Here is an 11,837-nt window from a genome sequence, read left to right as displayed (position 1 = left end):
AGGCCGCTCAGAAGGCCAAGGGTTGGAGGTTCCAGGCAGTATGCCAGTGCACCACGCCGTCCCGTTCGCTGAGGGCTATCTTGACCAACCCGCCGCGGCACGGGCCGCCCGCGCACTCGCCGGTGTCGGGTTTGTAGACCGCGCCATGGGTAGCGCAGAGCAGCCACTGGCCGCTATCGTCGAAGAAGCGGTCGGGCTGGAAGTCCATCTCCATCGCCACATGGCTGCAGCGGTTCAGGAACGCGTGCGGCCGACCTTCGAAGCGGATCGCAAAGGCGCGGCAGGTTTCACCCGCGTAGGTCACATCGAAGGGCACGGCAACACCGCCCTCGGCCAGATCGGCGGCCTTGCACAACGGAATGATTTCTTCGCTCACGGCACGCTCTTGCTGCGTCGATTCTTCAGGCGTTGGCGAGCAGCCATTCCTGCAGGCCGGCCACCGAATGGGCGATGAACAGCGGGCGCAGCGCGTCAAAGCTGGCCGGCTCGTGTGCGCCGTAGCTCACGCCGACACTGGCGCAGCCGGCGTTGAGGGCGAGTTGCAAGTCGTGCGTGGTGTCGCCGATCATCAGCGTGCGCTCGGGTGGCACGCGCAGTTCATCCATGAGTTCGAGCAGCATCCGCGGGTGCGGCTTGCCCTCGGTTTCGTCCGCGGTGCGGGAGCCGTCGAAACGGTTGTGCAGTTCGGCGGTCGCGAGTGCGCCGTCGAGGCCCTTGCGCGACTTGCCGGTGGCCACTGCCAGCTTGTGGCCACGCTCCCTCAGAGCATCAAGCATCGGCAGGACGCCATCGAACAGCACCAGGTCGTCGTGGTGGCCGAGGTAGTGATGCCGGTAGCGCGCGCCGAGTTCGGCGTACTTCTCGCGCGGCACGTCCGGCGCAGCGCGCGCCAGCGCTTCCGCCAGGCCGAGTCCGATGACCCATGCGGCATCCTTGTCGCTCGGCTTCGCACCGCCGACGTCGACCACCGCAGCCTGGATGCAGCGCACAATCAATTGGGTGGAGTCGTAGAGGGTGCCGTCCCAGTCGAAGGCGATCAGGTCGAAGCGTCTTTGTTCAGTCATGTCGTGAGGTTTCGGTGAGGGTCGCCGGCGGCAGCAGGGTGGCGAGTTCCGGTGGCAGCGCGGCCTGCAGCGCGACGCGCTGGCCGTCGGCCGGATGGTTGAATTGCAGGCGCCAGGCATGCAGGAACATGCGCTTGAGACCGGTTTTCTGCAGCGCGCGGTTGCGTTCGAAATCGCCGTATTTGTCGTCGCCCGCGATCGCGTGGCCCGCCGAGGCGAGGTGCACGCGGATCTGGTGCGTGCGGCCGGTCTTGATCGTCACGGCCAGCAAGGACATCGTTTGTTTTTCGCCCGGCAGGCTGAACCGGGCCAGCACTTTGACCAGCGTGATCGCGCGCATTGCGTCGGCATGGTCTTTGGCCACGACGCGCACGCGGCGCTCGCCATCGGGCAGCAAATACTTGGCCAGCGGTGCATCGAGCACTTTCTTGGCGGTCGGCCAGTCGCCTTCGACCAGTGCGAGGTAGGTCTTGCCGGTTTCGCGCTCGCGGAACTGGTCTTGCAGGGCGGTCAGCGCGCTGCGCTTCTTGGCGACCAGCAAGATGCCGGAGGTCTCGCGGTCGAGCCGGTGCACGAGTTCCAGAAACTTCGCGGTCGGCCGCGCTGTGCGCAATTGCTCGATCACGCCGAAGCTCACGCCGCTGCCGCCGTGGACGGCCACGCCGGCCGGCTTGTCGATCGCGAGCAGGGCGTCGTCTTCGTGCAGTAGCGGAAAGTCGCGCGGCGGCGCCGGTGGCGTTGCGCCCTCTTCCGACCGCGCGGCCACGCGCACCGGCGGCAGCCGCAGCACGTCGCCGGCTTCGATGCGGGTTTCGGCCTGCGCGCGGCCCTTGTTGATGCGCACCTCTCCCGACCGGATGATTCGGTAGACATGGGTCTTGGGAACGCCCTTGAGCTGGCGGAACAGGTAGTTGTCGAGTCGCTGGCCGGCCGACTCTTCATCGACTGTCAGAAATCGAACTTCTGCCGCCGCAGGGCCGGGCTTCGCACCTATAATGTTTTTCACCAGCGCGGTCGTGTAAGTGCTTGATTAGACAGAAGTTTAGAGCACTCATGTCAACGCTGTGAGGTCGATGCCGCCTTGGCGCCGAACCCGCAAACCCCGCGCAATCGCGCAAAGTGGCAGGTTCGGCATCCGGGTTATGCCGACGCCCACGAAACACCGATACGGAATACCCAGCAGGCAGCCCTCAAGCTGTCTGCGGATCGAAGCGAGTCCCTTGTGTTGATGCTGCTGATTCAACTGTGCCTGCGCTGGCCAACCTGGCTTTTGCCAGCGGCTTCAGGCATTGAGTCGCTCGCAGCGCGCGCCACCATTGCGCAACCCGCTATCAAAAAGGTAGCGAATCAACACCGCACCCGGCTCGCGCCCATCCACGCGCCCCCACCCCGGCTGTCCTTGAGCTGACGCTCAGACGGCCGCCCGCGCTTTCGCGCGAAACGGCCACAGCATCCGGGGCCAAGCGGCAATTCCCCTCGTTTCGAGAAGCGTCGTCTGTGCATCGTTGGCCCGTCATGGGCCGGTAGAACGACACATAAAAGGACAACGCTCATGAAGCGGATGCTGATCAACGCCACGCAGCCGGAAGAACGCCGCCTGGCCATCGTCGACGGGCAGAAACTGCTCGACTACGAAATCGAAATCGAAGGGCGCGAACAGCGCAAGGGCAACATTTACAAGGCGGTCGTGACCCGGGTCGAACCCAGTCTCGAGGCCTGCTTCGTCGACTACGGCGAAGACCGCCACGGCTTCCTGCCGTTCAAGGAAATCTCCAGGCAGTACTTCGCCGAAGGTGTGTCGGCCAGCCAGGCCCGCATCCAGGACGCGATCCGCGAAGGCCAGGAACTGGTGGTCCAGGTCGAGAAGGAAGAACGCGGCAACAAGGGCGCCGCACTCACTACTTTCATCTCGCTGGCCGGCCGCTATGTCGTGCTGATGCCGAACAATCCGCGCGGCGGCGGCGTGAGCCGGCGCATCGAGGGCGACGACCGCGCCGAGCTGAAAGAGGCGATGGATCAGCTGGAGTACCCCAAGGGTGCCAGCATCATCGCCCGCACTGCAGGCATCGGCCGTTCGGCACCCGAGCTGCAATGGGATCTGAACTACCTGCTCAAGCTCTGGGCCGCCATCGACGGCGCGTCCAAGGGCGGCAAGGGCGCATTCCTGATCTACCAGGAATCGAGCCTGGTGATCCGCGCGATCCGTGACTACTTCAATCACGACATCGGCGACATCCTGATCGACACCGACGACATTTACGACCAGGCGCAGCAGTTCATGGCGCACGTCATGCCCGAGCATGCGGCCCGCGTGAAGCGCTACCGCGACGACGCGGCGCTGTTCTCGCGCTTCCAGATCGAGCATCAGATCGAATCGGCCTATGCCCGCACGGTGCAGTTGCCGAGCGGCGGTGCCATCGTGATCGACCACACCGAAGCGTTGGTCTCGGTGGACGTGAATTCGGCCCGCGCCATCAAGGGCGGCGACATCGAAGAAACCGCCACCCGCACCAACCTCGAAGCCGCCGACGAAGTGGCCCGCCAGATGCGCCTGCGCGACCTGGGCGGCCTGATCGTCATCGACTTCATCGACATGGACGAGTCGAAGAACCGCCGCGAAGTTGAAAGCCGCCTGCGCGACGCGCTGCGGCAAGACCGCGCCCGGGTGCAATTCGGCTCGATCAGCAAGTTCGGCCTGATGGAAATGAGCCGCCAGCGCCTGAAGCCGGCGCTCAGCGAAGGCTCGTCGATCCCCTGCCCCCGCTGCGGCGGCTCGGGCCACATCCGCGACACCGAATCGAGCGCGCTGCAGATCCTGCGCATCATTCAGGAAGAGTGCCTGAAGGACAACACGGCCGCCGTGCACGTTCAGGTGCCGGTGGACGTCGCATCCTTCCTGCTCAACGAGAAGCGGCCCGAGATCGCCAAGATCGAGCTGAAGCAACGCGTCACCGTGGTGATGAAGCCGAACAAGACGCTCGAAACGCCGAACTACCGCCTGGAGCGGCTCAAGCACGACGACCCGCGCCTCGACCATATCGAGCCCAGCTACAAGGTGGACGAGATCGAAGATCCGACCTCCATCACCCGGCGCTCGCAGGAGCCGACCAACAAGCAGACGCCGGTGATCAAGGGCGTGCTGCCCGACGCACCGGCACCGGTTGCCGTTCCCAAGCCCGAACCCGTGCGCGCTGCGGCGCCGGTGGCCGCGCCGGCACCCGTCGTGGCCCCTGCCCCTTCGCCCGCTCCCGCCGAAACCGGCTTCTTCGGTTGGCTCAAGAGCTTCTTCGGCGGTACGCCGGCCCCCACGGCCGCCCCGACACCAGCGCCGGTTGCTGAGCCGGAAGACGCACCCCGGCAGCCGCGGCGCGAAGGCCGCCAAGGCGGCGAAGCCCGCGGTGGCCGTGACGGCGAGCAGCGTCGTGGTGGCAGAAGTGGCCGCGATGGCGAACGCCGTGGCGGCCGTTCGGGCGAGCGCCGCGAGGCGCGACCTGAAGGCGAGCGCCGTGAACCGCGCGCTGAAGGCGAGCGTCGTGAACCACGCGCTGAAGGCGAGCGTCGTGAACCACGCGCTGAAGGCGAGCGTCGTGAACCACGCGCTGAAGGCGAGCGCCGTGAGCCTCGCGAGGTACGCGACCCGCAACAGCCGCGCGAACCGCGCCCGCCGCGTGACGGCGAGCGCCGAGGTGGCCGTGGCGAACGCCGCGATGGTGAAACCCGTGCCTTGCCGGTTGCGCCCGAAGGCGTTCAGCAAGACCCACTTGCAATGCCGAGCCAGGTTGCCGGTGAAGAGAACGTTGCGGCTACCGGCGAGCAGCGCCCGACGCGCGCCCGAGGCGAACGAGGCGAACGCCGCGAACGAGGCGGTGAAGGCCGGCGTGAGCGCCGTAGCGACAGCGCGCCTGCGGCGAACGACACCCTCCGCGCCGAGGCCGAACCACCAATCGACACCGCAGCAGTCGCACCGGAGGACGGCGCGCCCGAAGCGCCACGCGCCGAAGGCGAAGAACGCCGCGGCCGTTCACGCGACCGCTATGGCCGTGACCGCCGCGAACGCGCGCCGCGCGACGACGCAGAACCGGCTCCGGCGGCGATTGGCGCAACCGAAGTTGAAGCCGACGCCCCGCCGACCCGCCTGGCCGCTGCTCCGGCCTTCGCAGCAGCGCCGCGCGAACTCGTGGCGCCTGCTGCCATCTTGCCGAGTACCGTCACAGCGGCGCCGTCGAGTCGAGGGCTGCCCAAGGTAACGCCGTTCGAGTTGCCATTGGCCCAACTCGCACAGATCGCAGAAGGCTCCGGTCTGCACTGGGTCAACTCCAATGCCGAGCGCATCGCCCAGGCGCAGGCGGCGATTGCGGCCGAACCGCAACCCTTCCATGCGCCGCGGCAACGGCCGCCCGCAGTGGTTCTCGATGACGAGCCTCTGGTGCTGGTGGAAACCCGCAGGAATTTGACCGATGTGGTTCTGCCCTTCGAGCAGGCAACACCCCGGGACAACATCGCCGCCTGAACCGCGACGGATCGACTCCGAGCCCCTGGCGCCGGTAAAGGCGCCAGGGGTTTTTTTTGTTTGCTCGCTGACCAGAGGTAAGCTGAAAGTGTGACTTCGTGCACGTCGGCGCGTTAAGACAACGCTTTTAAGCGTGCGCCGTTACTTTTGTGTCATACAAAAGGACTACACTTGAATTTATATTGCTGCGCTGCACAAAAATTTTCTGCAGGGGGACGGACAGAGGTTGGCTGCCATTTTTTATCGGATGGCGTACGACTTTTGTCGACAAGACGAAGTAGCGCAAATGTGTTCAAATTCTTTCGAATAGTAGTAAAGCGTTACACTGCCGATCTCTGACGCAGTGGCCTCTTTTAGGGGATTTCGATGTTCCGATCCGACTCCGCCGCTCACGGCCCCGTTGCCCCCCGCCTCGTTCCTGGAGGCGGCAGTCCGTCGCACCCAGCGATCTATGTGCAGCCACGTCGGCTGACTGCACTCGAACGAGCGGCAAAGCGCATGCTCGACATCGCGGGCGCCCTTACTTTCTTCGCGGTGTTCGGACCAATCTATCTTGTGGTCGCGCTGTGCGTGTTGGTCAGCATGGGCCGGCCCGTTCATTTCTGGCAGAACCGGCTGGGTGCGGGCGGCCGGCGCTTTCGCTTCTACAAGTTCCGCTCGATGCTGCAAAACTCGGAAGAAGTGCTCGACGAGTTCCTCAGCCGCAACGACATGGCGCGTACAGAGTGGGACACGTTCCAGAAGCTTGAAAAAGACCCGCGTATCACGCCGGTCGGGCAGTTCATCCGCAAGCTCAGTCTTGATGAACTGCCGCAATTCTGGAATGTGCTGAAAGGCGACATGAGCCTGGTGGGTCCGCGTCCCTGCATGGAGCGGCAGCGCAGCCTGTACGGCAAGAACTGGGCACACTATTGCGAAATGCGCCCGGGCATCACCGGCCTATGGCAAGTCAGCGGGCGCAACCGGCTGCCCTATGCCAAGCGCGTCGAGCTCGACGCAGAGTACGTCAACAACTGGTCTCTGTGGCTGGACATCAAGATCCTGCTGAAGACAGTCGGTACCGTGGTTACCGGGGATGGTTCGCGTTGAACACCATCCACCCTGTCGTACTCTGCGGCGGCAGCGGTACGCGACTGTGGCCGCTGTCACGCAAGACACTACCCAAGCAGTTCGCGCCGCTGATCGGCAGCAAGAGCTTATTGCAGCTCACGCTGGAGCGGCTGCGCCTGCTCAATCCGTCGGTCACTTGCGTGGCGGCTGAAGAGCACCGTTTCCTGGTGCAGGAAGCGGTCGACGCAGCCGGCACGCGCGGCCGGCAGCTCCTGGAGCCGGTGGCGCGCAACACGGCAGCGGCGATGGCTGCAGCCGCACTGCTTGCCGAGCCCGAGCATCTGCTGCTGTTCGCGCCGGCCGATCACCACATACCGGATGCCGCACAGTTCGCATCGGCGGTCACCAAGGGAACTGCAGCAGCGCTGGCGGGCCACATCGTGACCTTCGGCGTACTCCCCACGTTTCCGAGCACCGCCTACGGCTACATCCAGCGCGGCCAGTTCCTCGATGACAGCAGCGACACCGACGCACGACGCGTGGTGGCGTTCGTCGAAAAGCCCGATGCCGCGCGCGCCCAGCAGTTGCTTTTGCAAGGCGACCATTTCTGGAATGCCGGCATCTTCCTGGTACAAGCCAGGGTGCTGCTCGCGGCACTTGCAGAGCACGCGCCCGACATCCTGGAAGCCTGTCGGCGTGCCACCGCGGCAGCGCAGGTGGACGGCGACTTCGTGCGGATCGACAGTGCGGCGTTCGAAGCATGCCGCAGCCAGAGCATCGACTATGCGGTGCTCGAAAAATATGCCCAAGTAGCGGTGGTGCCCTTCGAGGGCGCATGGAGCGATGTCGGCAGCTGGAATGCGGTCGCCGCTTTGCACGAACCCGACGCCGACGGCAATCGCATCAGCGGTCATGGTTTTGCGCTGGGCGCGACGAACACATTCATCCACGCCCCGACGCGTCCGGTGGTTGCGCTTGGTACCGAAAACCTGCTGATCGTCGACACGCCCGATGCGCTGCTGGTCGCCTCCAGTGATTGTGCGGAGCAAGTCAAGGAAGTGGTCAGCCTGCTGACGACACGGGGGCGCAGCCAGGCGACCCGGCACCGTCGCGTGCCGCGCCCATGGGGCGCCTACGACAGCATCGACGACGGCGAACGTTTCGCGGTGAAGCGCCTGACAGTGAAGCCCGGGGCCAGGCTGGCGCTGCGAATGCATCACCACCGCGCCGAGCATTGGGTTGTGGTTCAAGGCACCGCCATGGTCACGCGCGACAAGTCCTCGATCCTGGTCAAGGAGAACGAGTCGATCTATATTCCGCTCGGCGCTGTATACCGTCTCGAAAACCCCGGCAAGACGGTGCTGGAAGTGATTGAGGTACAAACCGGAAGCTACCTGGGCGAAGACGACATCGTTCGTTTCGAACAAGGGGGCGAGCCTGCCTTGAAACTGGCCTGACGCCGGCGCAAGTCAGCATCCACCTCTTCAACGCGGCGCCTGCCGACGACACACATGAATGAACTGCAAAAGCGCATATATGTAGCCGGGCACCGTGGCATGGTGGGCAGCGCCATCGTGCGCAATCTGAAAGCCCGGGGCTACAAGACGATTCTGACGCGCACCCATGATGAGCTCGATCTGACGGATCAAGCCCAGGTGCGACGTTTTTTTGCCGAGGAGAAGCCTGATCAGGTGTATCTCGCGGCAGCACGCGTCGGGGGCATTCATGCCAACAATGCGTACCCTGCCGAATTCATCTACTCCAACCTGATGGTGCAGACCAACGTCGTGCACGAAGCCTGGCTCACCGGGGTACGACAACTGCTGTTTCTGGGCTCCAGTTGCATCTACCCGAAGCTGGCGATGCAACCGATGGCCGAGGAAACACTGTTGACCGGCAAGCTCGAGCCGACCAATGAGCCCTATGCCATCGCAAAGATCGCCGGCATCAAGCTCTGCGAAAGCTACAACCGGCAATACGGCACGGACTACCGCAGCGTGATGCCGACCAACCTGTACGGCCCCGGGGACAGCTATCACCCGCAGAACAGCCATGTACTGCCAGCGATGATCCGGCGCTTTCACGAAGCCAGGATCGCGGAAACGCCGGTCGTGGTGATCTGGGGCACCGGCACGGCCCGGCGCGAGTTTCTCTACGTCGATGACATGGCGAGTGCGTCGGTTCATGTAATGACGCTTTCCGCTGAGCAATATGCCGGCCATACTCAGGCCATGGAAAGCCACATCAATGTCGGAACCGGAGAAGACCTGACGATCGCGGAACTCGCGGCGCTGGTGAGCGACGTGGTCGGCTATGAGGGCCGCATCGAAACCGACCCCAGCAAGCCGGACGGCGCACCGCGCAAGCTGCTGGACGTTTCGAAGATCCATCGACTCGGCTGGCAGGCCAGCACGTCGTTGCGAGCCGGAATCGCACTGGCGTACCAGGATTTCCAGCATTCGCTGCGGAATGAGGAAGTGGCAGTTTGAGGCGCGGCATCTGATGCTCGCGGCACTCAATCCGTCATGTCACGCATTCGATGACGATCATGACGATGCACGCTGCCGGTAGTGGTCTGCAACAGTCGCTGAGGGGCGCGTTCGGCCCGGCCGAGCACAGCCAGGCACCGGTCGCACCGCAGCATGGCGAGCCTGAGGCGAAGACCGCAACCGCCCGCTCCGTGCTGGTGACCCATCCCGCCTTGCAGCATTCGCATCAGCTCGCGCTTGCACTGCACGAACGCCACCTTCTTCAAGCGTTCTGGTCTGGCGTGCCTGTTGCGACAGGCGACGAGTCCTTGCCGTGGTGGCTGCCGCCCCGCTATCGACAACGCGTGAGGCGGGTCGAAATCCCTGCTTCACTGCGCGTACATCCGCTGCGCTTTCAGTTGATGATGCGCGCGACTTCGAAGCTCGCCGTCGGTTTTGGCGGTGACCACATCCATCGCATGTTCCACTGGTTCGACGCCTGGGCTGCAAAGCGCGTGCTGAGCTTGCGCCCCAAGACCGTGGTGGCCTACGAAAATGCGGCCTACCATACGTTTGCTGCGGCCAAGGCGGTGGGCGCGCGCTGCATCCTCGATGCTGCCGCGTTTCATCACAAGACGGTGTCGGCATTGCTGAATCCGGCCGATACGCCCTACACCTCGGAAGTCAACCGGCGTAAGGATGCCGAGATCGCGATGGCCGATCTCATCCTGACCTGCTCGCCGCTCGCCGCAGACAGCTATGCAGCGAACGGCGTCAGCAGCAGTCGGCTTCGACCTTTGTTGCTCGGCGCGGATCCGATACGGGGGTCGCTGAACACGCCGCCGCCCCGCAAGGCCGGGCCCACGCGTTTCATGTTCGCGGGGCCGCTGAGCCGTCGCAAATCGGTCGACCTGATCGTGGCCGCCTTCGAGCAGTTGCATGCGCAGGGACTGCCCTACGAGTTGAGTTTCGTGGGTGGCGTGGGCGACCCTGAACTGCTCGAGGCCGTCCAGAAGACGCCCGGCGCACGGTATCGTCCGAGCGTGCCGCAGGCACAACTTTTCGAGTTGATGGCCGAAGCCGATTGCCTGGTGCTGCCATCGCGATCCGACTCGTTCGGAATGGTGGTTGCAGAGGCCATGTCATGCGGGACACCGGCGCTGGTATCGACCCAGACGGGTGCCAAAGCCATCGTCGAAGCTTTTCCCGACAGCGGCTGGATCATCGAGCCGGAGCTCGATGCGCTGGGTGCCATGCTGCGCCGGCTGATCGCCAATCCCGAACTCTTGCGCGAGGCGCGCCTGCCGGCAGCGCAGGCTTCGCAGGAGTTCTCCTGGGAGCGTTACCGCAAGCGGGCCGGAAAGCTGGTCGAGGACTTCCTGCAATGATGCTGATGCGGGCGCTTTCGCGCCGACTCTCGCTCCCGGCCGACGCCGCGACCTTGTCGCGGGCAGGATCGCTGTTCATCGTTGTGTTTCTGTTGGTGGTGTTCGAAGGAGCAATACGCAAATGGGTCGCGTCCTCCGCAACCCTGCCCCTCATCCTGTTGCGCGACTTGCTGGCCATGTACCTGGTCTTCTACGTTTGGAAGCGCGGCTACTTTCGTCGCCAGAAGAGCGTAACGGCAGTGCTGGTCGCCTGGTCGTGCTGTGTGGCCGGCTGGGGCATGCTCCAGGTGATGCTGACAGACGGAAGCCCGGTGATCCTGCTGATCGGACTGCGTTTCTGGTTGCTATATCTCTGGTTCGGTTACGCCGCAGCGGTGACGATGAACGAGTCGGACTATCGCGCGGCCATGCTGGTGTCGGGCGGGCTGCTGATCCTGCTGGCGCCACTGGCAGTGCTTCAATACTATTCGCCGCCCGGCGCGTTCATCAACAACCAGGTCGACAGCGTGGAAGACGACGTCTTCGTCGCGGTCAGCGGCGTCGTACGCACCACCGGCACCTTCAGCTTCACGTCGGGCTTCACGACCTTCCTTGCGGTGGCCGCGCCGCTCGCGCTTGCGGTGGCGAGCGCCAGGAAACGTACCGCGCGACAGCTGGTCTTCGCCGGGGCCGTGTTCGCCACCCTGGTGGTAGGCACCGTGGTCAGCGGCTCGCGCGGCGCCGTGATCTTCACGGGTGTGCTCGTGGGGCTGTTCGTGCTGGGTCAATTGTTGTTCTCCCGCACCGCAGACAAAGGCAAGGCACTGGTGGGCGCCGTGGCGCTGCTGAGCATTGCCGCCCTGTTCGCACTGGTGTTCCAGAGCGCGGTCGACACCACGCAGCAGCGCTTTCAACAGGCATCCCAGGGAGAAGACTTCGGGGAGCGGCTGCTGACAACTTTCATCGGCGAAAGCAATATCTACAACGACTTCACCTGGATCGGGCATGGCATCGGGCAGGGCTCCAATCTGGCCAACTATGTGCGTACGGGCAGTACCTCCTTCTTCGCTCTTGCTGAAACCGAGGCCGGCCGGACACTGCTCGAGGGCGGACTGCTCGGCTACCTGTTCACCGCAATGAAGGTTCTTATCATCGTCGTCGGTACGGGCAAGAGCCTGGTCATCGCACTGCGCAGCGGCGCGATGGTTCCGCTGCTCTTGTGGCTCACCTTCTCGCTGGCATTCCTGGCATGGTCCGGCATCGGGCAACTGACCTCCAACGCGATGCTGGGGATACTCTTTTGCTTTGCGCTGCTCTCGCTCAGATACCCCGCAATGGACATTTTTCCGAGACGTCTCGTCCGAAGTTGACGGGGGCG

At 64.3% G+C, this 11,837-nt stretch carries 9 protein-coding genes; 6 read left to right on the top strand and 3 right to left on the bottom strand.

Features of this window, described 5'->3' with window-relative positions:
- Nucleotides 1-7: 7 nt before the first annotated feature.
- The 3 genes from ACSFA8_RS02630 to ACSFA8_RS02620 are packed head-to-tail and all read right to left on the bottom strand — an operon-like array spanning nucleotide 8 to nucleotide 2,070.
- The gene (locus ACSFA8_RS02630; protein ID WP_286545523.1) at nucleotides 8-376 is read right to left on the bottom strand and encodes a Rieske (2Fe-2S) protein; all 369 of its coding nucleotides are present in this window, start codon (nucleotides 374-376) and stop codon (nucleotides 8-10) included.
- A 25-nt stretch (nucleotides 377-401) separates the two neighbouring features.
- On the bottom strand, nucleotides 402-1,064 hold the full coding sequence (locus ACSFA8_RS02625) for an HAD family hydrolase (RefSeq protein ID WP_435477965.1): 663 nt from the start codon (nucleotides 1,062-1,064) through the stop codon (nucleotides 402-404).
- Nucleotides 1,057-2,070, bottom strand: a complete 1,014-nt coding sequence (locus ACSFA8_RS02620; RefSeq protein ID WP_435477964.1) for an RluA family pseudouridine synthase — start codon at nucleotides 2,068-2,070, stop codon at nucleotides 1,057-1,059. Before ACSFA8_RS02620 ends, ACSFA8_RS02625 begins: the two co-directional genes overlap by 8 nt.
- 546 nt (nucleotides 2,071-2,616) lie before the next feature.
- Between ACSFA8_RS02620 and ACSFA8_RS02615 the strand changes: the two genes are divergently transcribed.
- The 6 genes from ACSFA8_RS02615 to ACSFA8_RS02590 all read left to right on the top strand — a co-directional run bounded on the left by ACSFA8_RS02615 (nucleotide 2,617) and on the right by ACSFA8_RS02590 (nucleotide 11,829).
- A complete protein-coding gene (locus tag ACSFA8_RS02615; protein WP_435477963.1) occupies nucleotides 2,617-5,574 on the top strand; it encodes an Rne/Rng family ribonuclease in 2,958 nt (985 codons plus the stop codon).
- Nucleotides 5,575-6,072: 498 nt separating this feature from the next.
- A complete protein-coding gene (locus ACSFA8_RS02610) occupies nucleotides 6,073-6,663 on the top strand; it encodes a sugar transferase (RefSeq protein WP_435477962.1) in 591 nt (196 codons plus the stop codon).
- Nucleotides 6,660-8,081 (top strand): mannose-1-phosphate guanylyltransferase/mannose-6-phosphate isomerase, encoded by a 1,422-nt coding sequence (locus ACSFA8_RS02605; RefSeq protein WP_435478439.1) that lies wholly within the window; start codon nucleotides 6,660-6,662, stop codon nucleotides 8,079-8,081. Before ACSFA8_RS02610 ends, ACSFA8_RS02605 begins: the two co-directional genes overlap by 4 nt.
- A 54-nt stretch (nucleotides 8,082-8,135) precedes the next feature.
- Complete coding sequence (gene fcl / locus ACSFA8_RS02600; RefSeq protein WP_435477961.1) at nucleotides 8,136-9,113, top strand: GDP-L-fucose synthase; 978 nt, start codon at nucleotides 8,136-8,138, stop codon at nucleotides 9,111-9,113.
- Between the two features lie 59 nt (nucleotides 9,114-9,172).
- Nucleotides 9,173-10,480 (top strand): glycosyltransferase family 4 protein, encoded by a 1,308-nt coding sequence (locus ACSFA8_RS02595; RefSeq protein ID WP_435477960.1) that lies wholly within the window; start codon nucleotides 9,173-9,175, stop codon nucleotides 10,478-10,480.
- Nucleotides 10,480-11,829, top strand: a complete 1,350-nt coding sequence (locus ACSFA8_RS02590) for a hypothetical protein (protein ID WP_435477959.1) — start codon at nucleotides 10,480-10,482, stop codon at nucleotides 11,827-11,829. Before ACSFA8_RS02595 ends, ACSFA8_RS02590 begins: the two co-directional genes overlap by 1 nt.
- The last annotated feature ends 8 nt before the right edge of the window (nucleotides 11,830-11,837 follow it).

This window comes from Variovorax nitratireducens (assembly GCF_051216545.1).
GTDB lineage: Bacteria > Pseudomonadota > Gammaproteobacteria > Burkholderiales > Burkholderiaceae_C > Variovorax.
The sequence above is the reverse complement of the archived record's forward strand: the minus strand, read 5'-3'. Positions and strand labels throughout refer to the sequence as shown.